We start from the raw sequence: 18,209 nt of genomic DNA on the forward strand, positions 1-18,209 counted from the left end.
CCTGGGGCATCGGGTTCCCTCTTTTCGTCGTTTCTGACCGGTCGTGACAGCGGCGGGAAAGGGACGTGACGGAACGTGTTTGCGACGGAGCCGATGGGCAAACCGGACCCCATGACTGATGCGAACGAGGACATGACCAAGACAACGGCCCCGGAGACCCGGATCGCGGAGGCCGCGGCCACGAAGACCGACGAGGCGGCGTCAGCCGCGAAGGACGGCGCGCAGCGGGCGGCCGACGCGACGGGCACCGCCGCACAGCGGACCGCCGACGCGACGGGCACCGCAGCGCACACGGCGGCCAGGAGCGTCGAGGTGAGCCGTCAGGCGATCGTCTCGGCCTCGGGCCAGGTCGCGGCCGGCGCGAAGACGGCGTGGACGGCGATCGGTCAGCGCAAGCTCGTCGCCGCGGGCGTCGGGGCGGGCCTGACCGTGCTGGGAGCGGCGTCGTTCGCGGCGGGCCGCCGGGTGGAGCGCCACACGTACGGGCCGGTCACCCGGCTGACCGGCGGCCGCCTCTGAGGACGGGCCGCGACTGACCGGCAGGCGGCTGTTTGGGCGATCACCGGACGGTTACACGGACCACGGAGCATGGACGGCCGGGAGCATCGGCGGCCCGGGAGCACACGGTGCACCCGCACCCGCCGCCCCGGCCCCCGTCCCGCCCTCAGCCGCCGCCGACCCGAGGAGTCCCGTTGACCACGCCCGGCACCGAACTCACCGTCACCCTCTCCGGCGGCAGCGCCGCCGACGCGCAGAAGGTCGTCAGGGCCCTTGAGCCCGCCTTCGGCGCACCCGACGAGCTGCCGACCGACGAGAACGCCACCGTCCACACGGCCACCTTCGCCGCCGGTGCGGCCGGGTCCCCTCGGGGGAGCGCCGGCCGCCTGTCCGCGCCGGTCACGGTCACCGTGCAGGGCACGCCCGAGGCCGTCGGCAAGGCCCGCGACACCCTGGCCGACGCCTTCTCCACGCAGGACCAGGGCACGTCGTCGGGCGACCAGGAGCAGGAACGTCAGCTGCTGCTGACGCCCTGACCCTGCCCAGGACCCCGAGGGCCCGTCCGCCGGCGGAACCGAGCCCCTAGGCGGTCCGGGGACCTACCAGCGGGCTTCGACCTGCTCCTTGATCCGCCGGTCGTACAGGTCGCGGATCGCGGTGAGGGTCGCCTCGGACAGCTCGGGCAGCTTGGCGGCGGCCGCGTTGGCGCGGGCCTGCTCGGGCGAGCGGGCGCCGGGGATCACGCTGGTCACGCCGGGCTGCTGGACGATCCAGCGCAGCGCCAGCTGGGCCGGGGTGTAGCCCTCCGGGGTGAGTCCGCTGAACTCGGCGGCGGCCTCGACGCCCGTCGCGTAGTCCACGCCGGAGAAGGTCTCGCCCTGGTCGAAGGCCTCGCCGTGCCGGTTGTAGGTGCGGTGGTCGTTCTCCGGGAAGACGGTGTCCTTGGTGTACTTGCCGGACAGCAGGCCGGAGGCGAGCGGGACCCGGGCGATGATGCCGACGCCCGCCTCCCGGGCCGCCGGGAGCACCTCTTGCAGGGGCTTCATCCGGAACGGGTTGAGGATGATCTGGACGCTGGCCACACCCGGGCGGGCGATCGCGGTGAGCGCCTCCTCGCAGGTCTCCACGCTGACGCCGTAGGCGGCGATCCGCTCCTCCGCGACCAGGGTGTCCAGGGCGTCGAACACCTCGTCCGTGGAGTACACGGGCGTGGGCGGGCAGTGCAGCTGGACCAGGTCGAGGCGGTCGACACCGAGGTTGCGCCGGGAACGGTCGTTCCACGCGCGGAAGTTGTCCAGGACGTAGTTCTCCGGGATCTGGTCGACCCGGCGGCCCATCTTCGTCGCGACCAGCACGTGCAGGTCGGGCCGGCCACGCAGGAAGGTGGCGATGGTCTGCTCGCTGCGTCCGTCGCCGTACACGTCGGCCGTGTCGAAGAAGGTGACGCCGGACTCGGCCGCCGCCTCCAGCACCGTGAGTGCTTCCTTGTCGTCGACGTCTCCCCAGTCGGCTCCCAGTTGCCAGGTGCCGAGACCGATGGCGGAGGCGTGCTGTCGCGACCTGTCGAATGTGCGCTCGTCCATGGCGCCAGTCTGTCATCCACGATCGTCCCGCGCGGAACCGACTGCTCCGGGGCGCCACCTGGGAGTCGTTCACTCACATGGGTGACAGAGATCGACATAAGACATGCACGTGTCAACAGACGCCTAGCGTGTGCTCGTGACCGATCGTTCCGTAAGCAACGTCCCCTCGGCTGACTCGACCTGGAGCCGCCGGGGCTTCCTCCGCACCGCCACCGCGATGGCCGCCGCGCCCGTTCTGTCGGCCGCCGATCCGGCCGTCGCGGCCGAGGAGGTGCCGGACTTCCCGGCCGGTGTCGCCCTCTACCACTCGGCGTACCGGAACTGGGTCGGCGAGATCACCGCCGACGGCCTGTGGGCCTGCGCGCCGCGGGACGGTGAGCAGGCGGTCGCCGTCGTCAACTGGGCCTGGCGGCACGGCTGGACGGTACGGCCGCGGGGTTCCTCGCACGGCTGGTCGCCGCTGACGCTCACCGAGGGAACAGAGACGGACGCCCCGGTCCTCCTCGTCGACACCGCCGCCCATCTCACCGGCCTGGCGGTGGAGTCCGCCTCGTCGGTCCGCGCCGGCACCGGCGTCACGCTGGAGGCCCTGCTCACCCACCTGGAAGCACACGGCCTCGGCGTCACGGCCGCGCCCGCCCCCGGCGACCTCACGCTCGGCGGCGCGCTGGCCGTGGACGCGCACGGCACCGCCGTACCGGCCGCCGGGGAGTCCCGGGCGCCCGGGCACACGTACGGCTCGCTCAGCAATCTGGTGCTGTCGCTGACGGCGGTGGTGTGGGACGAGGACGGCGGCAGCTATGTCCTGCGGACGTTCCACAGGGACGAGGCGGACTGTGCCGCGCTCCTCACGCACCTCGGGCGGGCCCTGGTCACCGAGGTGGTGCTGCGGGTGGGGGCGAACAGCGATCTGCGGTGTGTGAGCCGGATGGACATTCCGGCGGGCGAGTTGTTCGCGGCCCCCGGGGAGGACGGTCGGACGTTCGCGAGCTTCCTGGAGGAGTCCGGGCGGGTCGAGGCGATCTGGTTCGCCTTCACGGAGTGCCCGTGGCTGAAGGTGTGGAGCGTCTCCCCCACCAAGCCGCTGACCTCACGGCGCGTGACGCAGCCGTACAACTACCCCTTCTCCGACAACGTGCCGGGGCTCGTGGCGGACCTGGCCGGGCGGATGGTGTCGGACGCGGCCTGGTATCTGGCTCCGGTGCTGGGCAACGCACAGTACGACGCGGCGGCGCTGGGCCTCCTGACCACGCTGTCCGCCGACATCTGGGGGCCTTCCAAGAACACGCTGCTCTACGTCAGGCCCACCACCCTCCGGGTCACGGCCAACGGGTACGCGGTGCTCACCACCCGGGACCGGGTACAGCGTGTCGTCGCCGAATTCACCTCCCACTACCGGGAGCGGCTCACGGCGTACGCGGCCCGGGGCCGATTCCCGGTCAACGGCACGGTCGAGATCCGGGTGACCGGTCTGGACGAGCCCGCCGACGTCGGCCTGGAGGGGGCCAGGGCCCCGCTGCTGTCGGCGCTGCGGCCGAGCACGGGACACCCCGAGTGGGACACGGCCGTGTGGCTGGACGTGCTGACACTGCCCGGTACTCCGTACGCGGAGATGTTCCTGCGCGAGATCGAACGCTTCCTGCTGGACACCTACGACGGCGGGCACGCTCTCACCCGGGTCGAGTGGTCGAAGGGGTGGGCGTACACGGACGACGCCGTGTGGAGCGAGGAGGAGGTGCTGGGGACGGTCGTGCCCGCCTCGTTCGGCGAGAGTGTGTGGGGGCAGGCGGCCGGCACCCTCGACCGCCTGGACCCGCACCGCGTCTTCGGGAACGCCTTCCTGGACCGGTTGTTCCGGTAGCGGGAAGGTACGTGCGGCCTACTTGCGGGAGGCCAGCGCCCGCGCGTGCACCGTCCGCGCCACCTTCGGTCCGAGCCAGCGCTTGAACCGGCGCAGCGCCTCCAACTGCCCGGCCGCCCTGTCGATGCGGTAGTACAGCTGCGGCGGGACGTAGGGCAGCAGGGGCGAGTGGCGCTGGCCGAGCAGGGCGAACATCCGGTCCGGGGGGAGGTTCATGTAGCGCGGCAGGTTCTCGTACCACTGGGCGCTGTAGCGGGCCGCGCTCTGGATCGACAGGAGTTCGGACCTGCGCCGCCGCTCGTAGTGGGCGAGGGCGTCGGGGAGGGCGGCGTGCTCGCCGAGGGCGTCGGCCAGGGCGACGGCGTCCTCCAGGGCGAGGGTGGTGCCGGCGCCGACGGAGTAGTGGGTGGTGTGGGCCGCGTCGCCGAGCAGGACGAGGTTGTCGCGGTGCCAGGTGCGGTTGGTGAGGGTGCGGAAGGTCAGCCACTGGGCGCCGGCCTGGGCCGAGGAGCGCCCGATCAGGGGGTGGCCGTCCAGGATGTCGGCGAAGAGTTTCTCCAGGAGGGCCAGTCCGTCGGGCTCGTTGGCCTCGTCGAGGCCGAGGCCGGTCCAGGTCTCCGGCGCGCACTCGACGACGCAGGTGCTGCGGTCGGGGCCGAAGGCGTAGCCGTAGCACCAGATCCAGCCGTGGTCGGTCTCGACGAACGCGAAGGTGAAGGCGTCGAAGACCTTGGTGGTACCGAGCCAGATGTACTGGTTGCGGCCGCTTCTGACGTCCGTGCCGAAGTGGTACGCGTGCTGCGTGCGCAGGGTGCTGTGCACGCCGTCGGCGGCCACGACGAGGTCGGCCTCGGGGAGGTTCCCGTCCGTGATGTCGTGGTCGAACTCCAGCCGTACGCCGAGGGAGCGGGCGCGGGAGGCGAGGATCTCCAGCAGGCGGTGGCGGCCGATCCCGAAGGCCTCGTCGCCCTTCTGCCGGGTCGCCTGGTCCCGCACGTGGGCGACGCCCTCGCTCCAGCGGACCGAGTGCTCCTCCAGGGCGAGGGCCGACTCGGCGTCGTACTCGTGGAGTTTGTCCAGCAGTCCACGCCAGTACGTCACGCCCCAGCCGTAGGTCGAGCCCTCCGGGTTGCGTTCGTGGACGGTGATGTCGTGGGACGGGTCCCGTCGTTTCAGCAGGATCGAGAGATACAGGCCGGCAGGCCCGCCGCCGACACAGGCGACCTTCACACGCACTCCTGGAAATTACCCAAAGCGGTCGATTGGCAACGCAGAGTAGCAGGCCCGTCGCGGACTCCGGCGGTCTTCGGGATCGCGCCACTTTGCGCAGGTGAGGCGGGCCACAGAAAGGGCGCGCGGGCGCGAGGATCCACCGACAACACGGCCACCGCGAGAAGGAATTCCCCCTTCCGGGGCGCGACGAGCCTCTCCACGACAAGATCAACTTCGTTCAATCCTGCACGACATGTTGGCACTTGTCCTGATCGCGGCCAACCGGTCAGGGGGGATTTCTCCCGCTCTCGGCCGGGCCGGTAGGTATGCGGAGTCGTCAATCGAACACACCCGGATCCCGAGCCACATCGGGAATCCGGGTCCGCATCCCAGGAGGTCCCGCATGCCCGAACTCAGCCGTCGACGTGCGCTCACCGCCGCGGCAGCCCTCGCCGCGGCAGCCGGAACCCGGACCGGCACCGCGCCGGACGCGTCCGCCGCCGAGCACCACCCCGACTCCCCCTCCCCCGCCCCCTTCGACGAGGTCTACCGGGGCCGCCGGATACAGGGGCGGGCGGCCTCCGAGGGCGGCCACCACCACGGCACCGGATACACCGTGTTCGTCGACGGCGTGGAGCTGCACGTGATGCGCAACGCCGACGGCACCTGGATCAGCGTCGTCAGCCACTACGCCCCGGTAGGCACCCCGCGCGCCGCCGCCCGCGCCGCGGTGGACGAACTACAGGGCTCCCCGCTCCTCCCCTTCCCCGCCAACTGACCTGTCCCGCCCGCCTGTTGGGAGACCCACACATGACCGTCCGCAAGAACCAGGCGACCCTCACCGCCGACGAGAAGCGCCGCTTCGTCGCCGCCGTACTGGAGTTGAAGCGCAACGGCCGCTATGACGCCTTCGTCACCACGCACAACGCCTTCATCGTCGGCGACACCGACAACGGCGAACGCACCGGCCACCGCTCACCGTCCTTCCTGCCCTGGCACCGCAGATTCCTCCTGGAGTTCGAACGCGCTCTGCAGAGCGTGGACGCGTCGGTCGCGCTGCCGTACTGGGACTGGAGCGGCGACCGTTCGACACGGTCCTCGCTGTGGGCTCCCGACTTCCTCGGCGGCACCGGACGCTCCCGGGACGGCCGGGTGACCGACGGACCGTTCGCCGCCGACACCGGGAACTGGCCGATCGACGTGCGCATCGACGGGCGTACGTATCTCCGGCGCTCCCTCGGCACCGCGGTGCGGGAGCTGCCGACCGCGGCCGAGGTGGACTCCGTGCTGTCCATGCCGACGTACGACATGGCCCCGTGGAACAGCGCCTCGGACGGCTTCCGTAACCACCTGGAGGGCTGGCGGGGCGTCAACCTCCACAACAGGGTCCATGTGTGGGTCGGCGGGCAGATGGCCACCGGCGTCTCCCCGAACGACCCGGTGTTCTGGCTGCACCACGCCTACGTCGACAAGCTGTGGGCGCGGTGGCGGCGCCGGCATCCCGGGTCCGGGTACCTGCCGGCGGCCGGCACACCGGACGTGGTCGATCTCACCGAGACCATGAAGCCGTGGCACGACACCCGCCCCGAGGACCTGTTGGACCACACCGCCCACTACACCTTCGACGCCGGCTGACGGATAGCCGCTGGTGGATACGGGCCGACGGACGCCGACGGCCGGTTTGCTCCCCGAGGCGCGGGTACCCGCGCCGGGCAACACCCGATGAATCCGAAGAGGACGAAGGAGGGGACACCCCTTGTCGAAGGTCGAGGAATCCATCGAGGTCGGCGTCCCGGTGCACACCGCGTACAACCAGTGGACGCAGTTCGAGACCTTCCCCGAGTTCATGAGCGGGGTGGACCGCATCGAACAGCGCACCGACACCCTCACCCACTGGGTGACGAGTGTGAACGGAGTGCACAAGGAGTTCGACGCGGAGATCACGGAGCAGATCCCGGACGAGCGCGTCGCGTGGACCACGGTCGGCGGCGAGGCCCGGCAGGCCGGTGCGGTCACCTTCCACCGGCTCGACGACGGCCACACCAAGGTGATGCTCCAGATGGACTTCCATCCGGACAGCGTCACCGAGAAGGTCGGGGACAAGCTGGGGTTCGTGAAGCGGCAGACCAAGGGCGACCTGGAGCGCTTCAAGAAGTTCATCGAGGAGCGTGGCCAGGAGACCGGCGGGTGGCGCGGCTCGGTCCAGTGACCGGCGCGCGCCGAACCCTGTCCGGCGGGTCAGCTCCCGGCCCCGGCCGACGCCCGTCGGCAGAGCGGGTTCCGGCCCGGCCGGGCCGGTTCTAACCGGCCGCCGCCGTGCGGCACTCCGGGTGGCCCCAGCCCTGATCGTTCTTCGTGATGGGCTCGCCCGCCGCGTACGAGCGTCCGCAGAGGCATCGTCCGGGGAACTTCGCCTTGATCGTGCGGGCGGTGGCACCAGAGGTCTTGGAGCCGCCGCCCGCCCGCTTGCGCGGGGCACGCGCGGGCGGGGCGTCCGGGGCGGGCGGCGGCTCGGGCGAACCGAGTTCGCTGCCCGCGGCCTGCTGGACGACCGCCGCCTGGCTCGCGGCCCGGTCCGCGAAGTCGTTGAGCGGGTCTCCGTCGACCTGGTGGGCGGGCACGTAACGGAACTCGACCGAGCGGCCGTCGAGCAGTTCGTCGATACGGACGACCAGGTCCTGGTTGGCGACCGGCTTGCCGGCGGACGTCTTCCAGCCGTTGCGCTTCCAGCCCGGCAGCCAGGTCGTCACGGCCTTCATGGCGTACTGCGAGTCCATTCGGATCTCAAGCGGCACATCGGCGTCGACCGACGCCAACAGGCGTTCCAGCGCCGTCAGTTCGGCGACGTTGTTGGTGGCCTTGCCGAGCGGCCCCGCCTCCCAGCGGGTGGGAGCCTCCGCCTCGTCCGCAACCACCCAGGCCCAGGCCGCAGGTCCCGGGTTTCCCTTCGAAGCCCCGTCGCACGCGGCCACCACACGTTCACGCATGCGCCCGATCATGCCATGGCCGCGCGGGGCGTTCCGACTCCGCTCAGGGGACGTCGGTGACCTGCGGCATCTCTCCCGAGGTCGTCGTGACGTCGATGACGGAGAAGCTCGCGCCCTGCGGGTCGGTGAGGGCGGCGAACCGGCCGAAGGGGGTGTCCATCGGGCCGAACCGCAGGATGCCACCGAGCTTGGTGGCGCGGGCCACGGCGTCGTCGCAGTCCGCGACGGTGAAGTAGACGTTGATGTACGGCGGCACCTCGGGCGGGAACTCCTCCGTCATCCTCATGCGGCCGAGGACCGTCTCGCCGTCGACCTCGAAGAGGCGGAAGTCCATCTGGTCGTCCTGCATCTGCTTCGCGGTGTACGGGAAGACGGCCGGGAGGAACGCGTCGGACTTCTCTGGCTCGCGGGTGAAGACCTCGGCCCAGCAGAACGCGCCGGGCTGCTCGGGCGGTGCCTCGAACCCCTCGTGGACACCCGCCTGCCACACGCCGAAGACGACACCACTGGGGTCCCGGCCCAGGCACATGGTGCCGAAGTCGCCGACCCGCATGGGTTCCATCACCACTTCTCCGCCGTTGTCACGGATCCTGGTGGCGGTGGCGGCGGCGTCCGGGGACGCGAAGTAGAGGCACCACTGCGACTGCCCCTCCTGGCCGGGCATCGGCGGTACGACGGCGGCCACCGCCTTGCCGTTCGCGTAGGCCTGCGTGTAGTTGCCGTACTCCGACGACGACTCGCCGAACGTCCAGCCGAGGACGTCGCCGTAGAAGCTCTTGGCTCCCTCGACGTCGCTGAACATCGCATCGGCCCAACAGGGGGTTCCCTCAGGTTGTACGGCCATGGCTGCGGCCTCTCCGACTCGGTGGTGGTCCGTTTCCGGCGGTCCGTTTCCTCACGCTAGTCATCGGTTCGCCGGACCGCGCGCCGAACGGTCCGGTCCGTTTCGGACCGGACCGAAGCGGGCGGATTCCGGCAGTATCCGACCGGACGTACGGCGGGGCCCGCTGTTCGCCGAGCGCGCCCGGCCGCTGCGCCGCGGCGGGCGTTCTGTGGTGATCACCGGCTGCTGCAACGACACCTGCGGTCAGGCCTCTCGCGAGGTCTCCCTCATCAACGCCCCCTACCTCTGCACCTCTGCGACATCCACCACCGCTCGGAGTGCTTCCGCGCGCCGGCCAGGCACCGGCCGGTGGTCGTCCCCGTGGAGGACCTGGCGGAGGCGACCGTCCCGTACCGGGAACTGCGCAGGCAGGCCGGCCATCTGGCGACGGGGATCGAGGACACCTTCCTCACCGCCTACCGCAACGGCCGTTTCCCGCACCTGCGGATCGCGGCCGACCGCGTGTGAGTCGCCGCCGGGCGCCGGCCGGTCGTAGCCCTTCCGCCCGGTGCCCGGCTGTGCTTGCCTGGGGGCCGTTTCACCGGGGCCGGTGCGGGAGTGGTCGCATGCGCAGGGCGTGGGTCGTGGTCGTGGGGGTGCTGCTGGCCGGGCTGCTGCTCGGCGCGTGCACGGATCCGTCGTCCGGTGCGCAGGGGGCACCGCCCGCCCCGGACGTGCCGGTCTCGTCCGCCGCCACCGAGCACCGGCGGCCGGCCGCCTCCCCGCGCGCCCCGGCCACGGCCACGCCACCGACCGTGCTGTACCTGGGCGACTCCCTCGCCATGGAGAACCAGCGGGTGCTCGGTCAGGAGCTGGGCCGGGATCTGCGCGCGGACTACACGAGCGCGCCCTATTCGGGGACCACGCTGTGCGACTACCTGGAGGGCACGGGCGCGCGGTCGCTCGTGCCGGACCGGGACAAGGCGGCGGCCCTGGTGCGGTCGCTGCACCCGGACGTCGTGGTCCTGCAGTTCTGGGGCAACGCCTGGGGTTACACCTGGTGCATGGACGGGATCACCCACAACGACGCGCCCGCCACGTACTTCAAGCGGTACGCCGCCGACGCGAAGCGTCTCACCGAGCAGATCACCACGGCCGGCGGGGCGCAGCGCCCGCGGATCGTGTGGGTGCTCCAGGGCCCGGACGCGATGACGCCCGACCGGGTCCGGCGGGTGAACGAACTCTACGAGGAGCGGGCCGCCGCCTCGGGCGACCTCGTCGCCGACGCGGGCAGGACGGTCAGCCCCGCCGGTGCCCGTCAGAGCTGGGTCCAGTACCTGCCGTGCACCGCCTACGAACGCGACCATCGGAACTACTGCACCCAGCCGGACCGGGACCGCACGGCCCTCCACCTCGACAAGGACTACCTGCACTTCTGTCTGGCGCCCACAACACCCGAGCCGAAGCCCTGCCCGGTCCGCTCCCCCGGCATCCTGCGCATCGCCCGGGAGATCACCCGCGTGGTGGGCGACAGCCTCGGCGGGTGAGGGCACCTTCCCCGAGGGTCACTCGCCCGCGGCCGCCTTCTCCAGCGCGGCGATGTCGATCTTGCCCATCCCCATCATGGCCTGGGTCGCGCGGGCCGCCGTCGCCGGGTCCGGGTCGGTGGTCAGTTCGATGAGGCGGTCGGGGACGACCTGCCAGGACAGGCCGTACTTGTCCTTCAGCCAGCCGCAGGGGCCGGGCTCGCCGCCCTCGGTGAGCTTGGTCCAGTAGTAGTCGACCTCTTCCTGGTCCTGGCAGGCGATCATGAAGGAGATCGCCTCGTTGAACTTGAACTGCGGGCCGCCGTTGAGCCCGAGGAACCTGTGGCCGTTGGCCGTGAACTCGACGGTCATCACGGAACCGGCGGCCTGGAGGGCTCCCTCGGGGTAGCGCGCGAGTTGGCCGATGCTGGAGTTCTTGAAGACCGAGACGTAGAAGTCGGCGGCCTCCTCGGCCTGGCCGTCGAACCAGAGACACGTGGTGAATCCGTCGGTGGTCATGCATACCTCCTGGGCGGGTGGAACCGGGTGTGTGGAACACGGTCACCTGTATCGACCGGTCCACGCCCCGGAACTCATCGGTCGCGGGGCCGATTAATCCAGATGGCCTCTACATGGTTCGGAACTAGCATCGCGACCATGACGTCATCGCCCGCCGACACCGGCATCCGGCCCTTCCGTATCGACATCCCGCAGAGCGACCTCGACGACCTGCACGACCGCCTCGGCCGGGCCCGGTGGCCGGACGAACTGCCGGGGGTGGGCTGGGCCTACGGCGTTCCGTCGGGCTATCTGCGCGAGCTGGTGGGGCACTGGCGGAACACCTACGACTGGCGGGCGGCCGAGGCGCGGCTCAACGAGTGGCCGCAGTTCACGACCGAGATCGACGGCGCGCACGTGCACTTCGCACACATCCGCTCCCCCGAGCGCGACGCCACCCCACTGATCATCACGCACGGCTGGCCGGGGTCGATCGTCGAATTCCTCGACATCGTCGGCCCGTTGACGGACCCGGCCGCGCACGGCGGTGACCCCGCCGACGCCTTCCACGTCGTCCTGCCGAGCATTCCCGGCTTCGGCTTCTCCGGGCCGACCCGGGAGACCGGCTGGGAGGCGCGCCGGATCGCCGACGCGTGGGTCGAGCTGATGACCCGCCTGGGCTACGAGCGGTTCGGCGCGCAGGGCGGCGACTGGGGCGCCGGGATCTCCCGCGAGCTGGGACGCGTCCACCCGGACCGGGCCATCGGCATCCACCTCAACCTGCTGCCCGGCGGACAGGCGGCCACCGAGCCGACCGCCGAGGAGCTGGCGGCGCTGACCCCCGAGGAGCGGGAGCGCACCCTCACCTCCTGGCGCCGGTGGGAGAAGTGGTTCCGGGAAGGGACGGGCTACTTCCATGTGCAGTCCACCCGGCCGCAGACCCTCTCGTACGCGCTCACCGACTCACCGGTCGGTCAACTCGCCTGGATCGTCGAGAAGTTCCAGGAGTGGACGGACTCCGACGAGCTGCCCGAGGAGGCCGTCGACCGGGATCGGATGCTGACGAACGTGATGCTGTACTGGCTGACGGGGACGGCGGGTTCCTCCGCGCGGGTCTACTACGAGCGCGCCCACGCCACCGGGGACCGGATCGCCGCGCCGAACGAGCCCTCGACCGCCCCGACCGCGGTGGCGGCCTTCCCGGGCGACCCGCAGATCCCGCTGCGCCACAAGGCGGAACGGACGGAGAACATCGTGCGCTGGACGGAGTTCGACCGGGGCGGCCACTTCGCGGCGATGGAGGAGCCCGACCTGCTGGTGGACGACGTGCGCGCCTTCTTCCGGCAGCTGCGCGAGAAGGACTGACGCCCGCTCCACCCTCCTCTGCCCCCTCTGCTCTCGGCGAATCTGCCGCGGGCAGAGAATCCACACCCCGCCACCGTCCCCGGCCGACAGTGGAGTCGACGGCATCCCCGCCACCACGAGGAGAACCGATGACTCCACACACCACGCTCGCTCCCCGGGCCGAGGAGGGCGACACCTCGCCCACCCGCTTCGACGACCACCTGGCCGCCCAGCTGCTCGCCCAGCGGATCGTCCTCCTGGGCACACAGGTCGACGAGGTCTCCGCGAACCGGGTCTGCGCCCAGCTGCTGATCCTGTCGGCGGAGGACCCGCGCACCGACATCGGCCTGTACGTGAACAGCCCGGGCGGTTCGGTACACGCGGGCCTGGCCGTCTACGACACCATGCGGCTGATCCCGAACGACGTCTCCACGCTCGCCATGGGCTTCGCCGCCAGCATGGGCCAGTTCCTGCTGAGCGTCGGCACCCCCGGCAAGCGCTACGCGCTCCCCCACGCGCGGATCATGATGCACCAGCCGTCGGCGGGCATCGGCGGCACCACCGCGGACATCGAGATCCAGGCGGAGAACCTGGAGCACACCAAACGGACCATCGAGCGGATCACCGCGGAGCACACCGGCCAGAGCCCGGAGACCATCTCCCGGGACGGTGACCGCGACCGCTGGTTCACGGCCGAACAGGCCCGGGAGTACGGCATGGTGGACCGGGTCGTGGAGTCCCTCGCGGACGTCCGCCCGGGCGCCTCGAAGCGACGGATGGGGCTGTGACCATGGGGACCTACACGATTCCGAACGTCGTCGAGCGGACCCCGCAGGGCGAGCGGTCCTACGACGTGTTCAGCCGGCTGCTGTCGGAGCGGATCATCTTCCTCGGCACCGAGATCGACGACGGCGTCGCCAACGTCGTCATCGCGCAACTCCTCCATCTGGAGTCGTCGTCCCCGGAGAGCGAGATCGCGATCTACATCAACTCGCCCGGCGGATCGTTCACCTCGCTGATGGCGATCTACGACACGATGACGTACGTGCAGGCTCCGATCTCGACGTTCTGCGTCGGCCAGGCGGCCTCCACGGCGGCCGTCCTGCTGGCCGGAGGGGATCCGGGGCGGCGGTTCGTGCTGGAGCACGCGCGCGTGCTGCTGGGGCAGCCGGCCAGCGGCGGACGCCAGGGCACGGTGTCCGATCTCGCCCTCCAGGCCAAGGAGATGGTGCGGATCCGCTCCCAGGTGGAGGAGGTCCTGGCCCGGCACACGGACCACGACATCACGACCCTGCGCGCGGACATGGACCGCGACAAGGTGTTCACCGCCGAGGAGGCGGTGGCGTACGGCCTGGCCGACGAGGTGGTGAGCCGGCGCCTCGTGAGGGCCTGAGGCGCCGGCGGCGGGACGTCAGGCGGCCAGGCAGAGCCCGTTGTACGGCGCCGTGGACCGGCCGCGGGTCCGGGCCGGGGTCGTGAGCCGGGTCAGCTCGCCCTGCGCCAGCGACAGCAGGTCGCCCAGACCGAGGCCCAGGGCGTGCGCGGCGGCCGCGAGGACCTCCGAAGAAGCCTCCTTGCGGCCGCGCTCCACCTCGGAGAGATACGGCATGGAGATCCGGGCCGTGTCGGCGACCTCCTTGAGCGTGCGTTCCTGGGCGAGCCGCTCACGCCGCAGGACATCGCCGACCAGGTCGCGCCAGAGGGGCTCCCTCGACCGGCCGGGTGCCTGGGGAGCGGGGGCGGGTGCCTGGCGGGGTGGGGCCGCGGCGGGGCGTTCCGACGCCGGGCGCGCGGAGGGCGGGCGCAGGGGGATCACGCGGGCTTGGTTCGGCGCTTGGCTGCTCACCGCTTCAGACTAGATTCCCTGGCCCTCGGCGGAAGGGGTCGGCATTCCGCCCTGGGTGGAATCGTGGCGGCGAGAGGGCGTGGGACGAGTGCTGCGGGAGACGTTCGACGAGGTCGCGGAGTTGTACGACCGGGTGCGGCCCCGCTACCCCCGTGCCCTGGTGGACGAGTTGGCGCGGGTCGCGGACCTCGGGCCGGACCGCCGGGTCCTGGAGGTGGCCCCCGGGACCGGCCAACTCACGCTTCCGCTGGCGGAGTTCGGCTGCCGTGTCACGGCGGTGGAACTCGGTCCCGCCCTGGCGGGCGTGGCCCGGCGGCGACTGCGGGACTTTCCCCGGGTGGACGTGCGGGTGGCGGACTTCGAACACTGGCCGCTGCCACGGGAGCCGTACGACCTCGTCGCCTGCGCCACCGCCTTCCACTGGCTCGACCCGGAGGTGCGGGTCCGGAGAACGGCGGACGCGCTGCGCCCCGGCGGACACCTCGCGATCGTCACCACCGAGCATGTGGCGGGCGGCAGCACGGAGTTCTTCGCCCGGGCCCAGCGCTGCTACGAACGCTGGGACCCGGCCACCGAGCCCGGGCTGCGGCTCCGGGACGAGTCCGAGATCGCCTCGGACGCCGGCGAGCTGGAGCGGGGCTCACGCTTCGGGGACATCGTGACGAGCCGCCACCTCCAGGACGTCACGTACTCCGCGGACGGGTACCTCGACCTGCTGCTCACCTATTCCGGCCACCGCGCGCTGGACGCACCCCGCCGGGAGGGCCTGCTGACCTGCCTGCGGGAGCTGATCGAGCGCCACCACGGCGGCAGCGTCACCAAGCGCTATCTGCACGAGCTGATCGTCGCGACCCGGACCTGAGTGGCGGCCCGATGCGGGGCACCCGATCGCGGCACCGTCACCGAATTTTCGCCGTACGCACACAGAACACGCATGCGCCGTGACAGTCCGGGTACGCGCTACGTCAGACAGGAAATGTTCGAGAGTGGTGTGCATACATCGCCGCCGACCGGGTACTCGCAGTCCGCACAGCCGAAGCAGGATCCGCCGCAACCGAGGCCGAAGAGGCAGACGTCAGGCCGCGACTTTACTGGGAGAGGTAATGGACACCGCCGTGATCCGGTCGGAGGCACAGGTCGTCGAGGAGACCGCCAGGACCAGGACGACGGGCGAGGGACCGCTGCCTGGAGTCGAGAACCCGCGGACCGTGGCACCGCGCGACGCGCGAGAGCTGTCCCGACAGTTCTTCCGGCGTCTGGCCGAAGTCGAGGAGGGCACGCACGAGTACCAGTACGCGCGCAACACCCTCATCGAGATGAACATGTCCCTCGTGCGTTTCGCGGCCGGCCGGTTCCGCGGTCGCGGGGACGACATGGAGGACATCGTCCAGACCGGGATGATCGGCCTGATCAAGGCCATCGACCGCTTCGAACTGGCGCGCGAGGTCGAGTTCACCTCGTTCGCGCTGCCCTACATCGTGGGCGAGATCAAGCGGTTCTTCCGTGACACCACCTGGGCGGTGCACGTACCGCGCCGGCTTCAGGAACTGCGGGTGGAACTGGCCAAGGCGCGTGAGGAACTCGCCAGCAGGCTGGACCGCGAGCCGACCGTCGCCGAACTGGCCACCCTGATGAACATCCCCGAGAAGGAGGTCGTTGAGGCGCAGATCGCCTCGAACGGCTACAACTCCTCCTCCCTGGACGCCGCGCTCACCGGTGACGGCGCCGAGGGCGGCGAGGCGGTCCTCGCCGACTTCATCGGTGTGGAGGAGAACGGCCTGCGGCTCGTCGAGGACTTCCAGTCGCTCGCGCCGCTGATGGCCGAACTCAGCGAACGCGACCGCCGGATCATCCACATGCGTTTCGTCGAGGAGGCCACCCAGGCCGAGATCGGCGAGGAGCTCGGCTGCTCGCAGATGCATGTGTCGCGGCTGATCAAGCGGATCATCATGCGGCTGCGCCAGGGCATGCTGGGCGAGCTGGGCTGCGCCTGACCCGAACATCGCGAGAGCGGGTGCCACCCCTGTCCCGGTAGAACGGGCGGGAGACGGCACCCGCTCTCGGCCTGTGGTCGGTGCGTCGCTCTCTCTGCGCCTCAGCCCAGGTGCACGACCGCGCGCACCCGCTTGCCGACCGGCACCCGTTCGACGGCGAGGTCGGCCGCCAGGACGTGCACGATCTCCAGACCGTGCCGGCCGATGCGCTCGGGATCCTTCGGAAAGCGCCGGGGCAGGGCCGCGCTGCTGTCGTAGACGATCACCGCCACCGCGATGTCCGTGCCCTCCAGCTCCAGGATGTACGGCCCGTTGCTGTGCCGGTCGGCGTTGGTGACCAGTTCGCTCACCACGAGGAGTACCGCGTCCTCGGCCCGGTCCTCGACGTCGGCGCACCACTCGGTCCTGAGCTGCTGCAGGAAGGCCGCGGCGAAGGACCTCGCCTCGGCGATGCATCCCGGCTCGCCCGTGTAGTGCGCCGCCCGCCGTAGCGGTTCCACGGGTACGTCGAAACCAGTCGGTATCACTACCCCGTCCAGGTGCTCGATCATGCGTTTCTCTCTCGGAAGCCGGACTGGCCGGACGCTGCTGCACCAGTGCTCGTACCCCGAGCCGCGCGTCACAGTCCCCGAGTCCTCGTGACAGGTTTACGCCGTGATCGAACACCCCGGGCGGCTCACAGGGCAGCGGAGGTGGCGGGCGTTCCGGTGGACGCCGATCGGGTCGTCGTAGCGGTGGTGTCGGAGGCCAGTGGGGCCTGCGGGGACGAGAGGTCGGGCGACGGGGGCTCGCTCGTGTCCGGCTCGGGGGCCGGCGGCTCCGAGGAGGGCGGCACGGACTTCGGGGACGGTGAGGACGGCGCGGTCGACGTGGACGGGCACGGGCTCGCCGAGCCGCTGGGCGGTTGACCGGTAGACGGCCCGGGGCTGTCGTCGCCGGTCAGGGAGACGCAGGGCGACGGCGAGGAGGGCGACGTGGGGGTGGACACGCTCACCGAGGGCGTGGGCGGGTGCTTGGGCGGGTCGGCCTGGTGGTCCTTCTTCCCGGTGTCGCCGTGGTGCCGGGAGAACCAGTCGCCGCGGTCGGGGTCGTAGATCACGAAGATGTTGACGACCTGGGCCGCGGGGGCCACCACGACCACGTTCGAGGGGTGGTACGAGGACCAGGAGTCGCCGGTGTGCCGGGGCGGGGTCTGCTGGGCGACCGGCGGGGTGAGCGGGTTGCCGCAGGCGCAGCGGACGCGCGGCACTCCGTGGGAGTCGACGAGGACGGCCGTGCCGGACTGCAGGACCGCCTGGTAGCTCGTGGCGGCGCCGTCGCGGTAACCGTGGTTGGTGACGCGGGTGTCCATGCGCAGCTGGACCGGCGTGAGCGAGCGCAGGTAGGCGGGGACCTGGGACGGCTCGACGCCGGCGACGGAGGCGAACGCGCTGTTCTTGGCCGGGGTCGCCCGGAGCGCGGTGATCTGTTTCTCCACGTCGCAGCTGGCGACGTTGCGGGTGCCGCCGTAGAGGCCGGGGGCGGCGCCGTCGACGCCACGCACCGCGTTGGCGGGGGCGGACCCGGACGACGGGGTGGACGGGGAGACCGAGATCGGTGGGGCGGAGCTGTCCGTCGCGGTGCTTTCGGTGAAGGGGTCGGGGCCGCTCTTGCCGGCGGCCTGGAGGAAGACCTCGCCGCCCTGGGCGCTGCCCGAGCCGCCGTCGGGCCGGGTGAAGACGACCGCGAGGACGACCGCGGCCACGACCAGGGTGGCGAGGACCGCGACGCGCGGGGCGGACCGCCACCAGGGGCGGCCGGGTTCCGGCGCGTGGGCTCCGCCGCTGCCCGGGGGTTCGGAGGGCGGGCCCGAGGGCGGCTGGGAGGGGCCCGACAGGGGGCCGGAGGGGGGTCCTGTGGGGCGGCCGGAGGACGGCGGTTCGACGCTCACGAGCTCCTCTTCCCGACGAGGGATTATGGCGGCTTTGTGGCGCTTCGCCGCTTATTTCCACGACATCCCCATTGTGTGCTCCGCATGGGTGCTGCCCGCAAGCCGAC

At 71.3% G+C, this 18,209-nt stretch carries 20 protein-coding genes and 1 pseudogene; 13 read left to right on the plus strand and 8 right to left on the minus strand.

Translation table 11 applies throughout. The features are described from left to right. The first annotated feature begins 111 nt into the window (after positions 1–111). The gene (locus ACZ5VD_RS09425) at positions 112–519 is read left to right on the plus strand and encodes a hypothetical protein (RefSeq protein ID WP_468681759.1); all 408 of its coding nucleotides are present in this window, start codon (positions 112–114) and stop codon (positions 517–519) included. A 173-nt stretch (positions 520–692) separates the two neighbouring features. Continuing rightward, a complete protein-coding gene (locus tag ACZ5VD_RS09430; RefSeq protein WP_468553593.1) occupies positions 693–1,034 on the plus strand; it encodes a hypothetical protein in 342 nt (113 codons plus the stop codon). A 63-nt stretch (positions 1,035–1,097) separates the two neighbouring features. Here ACZ5VD_RS09430 and ACZ5VD_RS09435 read toward each other — a convergent pair whose 3' ends face one another. Next, a complete protein-coding gene (locus ACZ5VD_RS09435) occupies positions 1,098–2,081 on the minus strand; it encodes an aldo/keto reductase (RefSeq protein WP_468553592.1) in 984 nt (327 codons plus the stop codon). A gap of 217 nt (positions 2,082–2,298) precedes the next feature. Here ACZ5VD_RS09435 and ACZ5VD_RS09440 point away from each other — a divergent pair, with 217 nt between their 5' ends. Beyond that, positions 2,299–3,942, plus strand: a complete 1,644-nt coding sequence (locus ACZ5VD_RS09440) for a cholesterol oxidase substrate-binding domain-containing protein (protein WP_468553653.1) — start codon at positions 2,299–2,301, stop codon at positions 3,940–3,942. An 18-nt stretch (positions 3,943–3,960) separates the two neighbouring features. Here ACZ5VD_RS09440 and ACZ5VD_RS09445 read toward each other — a convergent pair whose 3' ends face one another. Continuing rightward, positions 3,961–5,178: an FAD-dependent monooxygenase gene (locus tag ACZ5VD_RS09445; protein ID WP_468681760.1), complete on the minus strand. Its 1,218-nt coding sequence runs from the start codon at positions 5,176–5,178 to the stop codon at positions 3,961–3,963. A gap of 379 nt (positions 5,179–5,557) precedes the next feature. Here ACZ5VD_RS09445 and melC1 point away from each other — a divergent pair, with 379 nt between their 5' ends. The 3 genes from melC1 (at position 5,558) to ACZ5VD_RS09460 (ending at position 7,363) form a co-directional block, all read left to right on the plus strand. Then, positions 5,558–5,932: an apotyrosinase chaperone MelC1 gene (gene melC1 / locus ACZ5VD_RS09450; protein WP_468553590.1), complete on the plus strand. Its 375-nt coding sequence runs from the start codon at positions 5,558–5,560 to the stop codon at positions 5,930–5,932. Between the two features lie 32 nt (positions 5,933–5,964). After that, entirely contained in the window at positions 5,965–6,789 is an 825-nt protein-coding gene (gene melC2 / locus ACZ5VD_RS09455; protein WP_468681763.1) for a tyrosinase MelC2, read from the plus strand. A gap of 121 nt (positions 6,790–6,910) precedes the next feature. Beyond that, the gene (locus tag ACZ5VD_RS09460; RefSeq protein ID WP_468553588.1) at positions 6,911–7,363 is read left to right on the plus strand and encodes an SRPBCC family protein; all 453 of its coding nucleotides are present in this window, start codon (positions 6,911–6,913) and stop codon (positions 7,361–7,363) included. A gap of 91 nt (positions 7,364–7,454) precedes the next feature. On the opposite strand, the gene ACZ5VD_RS09465 is transcribed toward ACZ5VD_RS09460, so the two are convergent. Continuing rightward, positions 7,455–8,153 carry a ribonuclease H family protein gene (locus ACZ5VD_RS09465; protein WP_468681765.1) on the minus strand — a complete coding sequence of 233 codons (699 nt, stop codon included), beginning with the start codon at positions 8,151–8,153 and terminating at the stop codon, positions 7,455–7,457. 31 nt (positions 8,154–8,184) lie between these two features. After that, positions 8,185–8,985 (minus strand): VOC family protein, encoded by an 801-nt coding sequence (locus ACZ5VD_RS09470; RefSeq protein WP_468681768.1) that lies wholly within the window; start codon positions 8,983–8,985, stop codon positions 8,185–8,187. Positions 8,986–9,148: 163 nt separating this feature from the next. Here ACZ5VD_RS09470 and ACZ5VD_RS09475 point away from each other — a divergent pair. Continuing rightward, positions 9,149–9,492 (plus strand): annotated as a pseudogene (locus tag ACZ5VD_RS09475) (SAM-dependent methyltransferase); the annotation flags it as partial. Between the two features lie 98 nt (positions 9,493–9,590). After that, a complete protein-coding gene (locus ACZ5VD_RS09480) occupies positions 9,591–10,511 on the plus strand; it encodes an SGNH/GDSL hydrolase family protein (RefSeq protein ID WP_468553585.1) in 921 nt (306 codons plus the stop codon). Between the two features lie 18 nt (positions 10,512–10,529). Here ACZ5VD_RS09480 and ACZ5VD_RS09485 read toward each other — a convergent pair whose 3' ends face one another. Continuing rightward, positions 10,530–11,009, minus strand: a complete 480-nt coding sequence (locus tag ACZ5VD_RS09485) for a VOC family protein (protein WP_468553584.1) — start codon at positions 11,007–11,009, stop codon at positions 10,530–10,532. A gap of 138 nt (positions 11,010–11,147) precedes the next feature. Between ACZ5VD_RS09485 and ACZ5VD_RS09490 the strand changes: the two genes are divergently transcribed. The 3 genes from ACZ5VD_RS09490 (at position 11,148) to ACZ5VD_RS09500 (ending at position 13,725) form a co-directional block, all read left to right on the plus strand. Beyond that, a complete protein-coding gene (locus tag ACZ5VD_RS09490) occupies positions 11,148–12,353 on the plus strand; it encodes an epoxide hydrolase family protein (protein ID WP_468681770.1) in 1,206 nt (401 codons plus the stop codon). 128 nt (positions 12,354–12,481) lie between these two features. Then, on the plus strand, positions 12,482–13,120 hold the full coding sequence (locus tag ACZ5VD_RS09495) for an ATP-dependent Clp protease proteolytic subunit (protein ID WP_468553582.1): 639 nt from the start codon (positions 12,482–12,484) through the stop codon (positions 13,118–13,120). Positions 13,121–13,122: 2 nt separating this feature from the next. After that, the gene (locus ACZ5VD_RS09500) at positions 13,123–13,725 is read left to right on the plus strand and encodes a ClpP family protease (RefSeq protein WP_468553581.1); all 603 of its coding nucleotides are present in this window, start codon (positions 13,123–13,125) and stop codon (positions 13,723–13,725) included. Positions 13,726–13,743: 18 nt separating this feature from the next. Here the strand turns inward: ACZ5VD_RS09500 and ACZ5VD_RS09505 are convergent, their stop codons facing one another. Beyond that, complete coding sequence (locus ACZ5VD_RS09505; RefSeq protein ID WP_468553580.1) at positions 13,744–14,178, minus strand: helix-turn-helix domain-containing protein; 435 nt, start codon at positions 14,176–14,178, stop codon at positions 13,744–13,746. Between the two features lie 88 nt (positions 14,179–14,266). On the opposite strand from ACZ5VD_RS09505, the gene ACZ5VD_RS09510 reads away from it, so the two are divergent. Both ACZ5VD_RS09510 and ACZ5VD_RS09515 read left to right on the plus strand, forming a co-directional pair. Further along, positions 14,267–15,040, plus strand: a complete 774-nt coding sequence (locus ACZ5VD_RS09510) for a class I SAM-dependent methyltransferase (protein ID WP_468682192.1) — start codon at positions 14,267–14,269, stop codon at positions 15,038–15,040. A gap of 241 nt (positions 15,041–15,281) precedes the next feature. Beyond that, positions 15,282–16,172 carry an RNA polymerase sigma factor SigF gene (locus ACZ5VD_RS09515; protein ID WP_468553579.1) on the plus strand — a complete coding sequence of 297 codons (891 nt, stop codon included), beginning with the start codon at positions 15,282–15,284 and terminating at the stop codon, positions 16,170–16,172. Positions 16,173–16,273: 101 nt separating this feature from the next. On the opposite strand, the gene ACZ5VD_RS09520 is transcribed toward ACZ5VD_RS09515, so the two are convergent. Both ACZ5VD_RS09520 and ACZ5VD_RS09525 read right to left on the minus strand, forming a co-directional pair. Beyond that, positions 16,274–16,723 (minus strand): ATP-binding protein, encoded by a 450-nt coding sequence (locus ACZ5VD_RS09520; RefSeq protein ID WP_468553578.1) that lies wholly within the window; start codon positions 16,721–16,723, stop codon positions 16,274–16,276. 125 nt (positions 16,724–16,848) lie between these two features. Beyond that, entirely contained in the window at positions 16,849–18,102 is a 1,254-nt protein-coding gene (locus tag ACZ5VD_RS09525; RefSeq protein WP_468681772.1) for a DUF6777 domain-containing protein, read from the minus strand. Positions 18,103–18,209: the final 107 nt, after the last annotated feature.

The organism is Streptomyces sp. NPDC032822 (assembly GCF_055578825.1).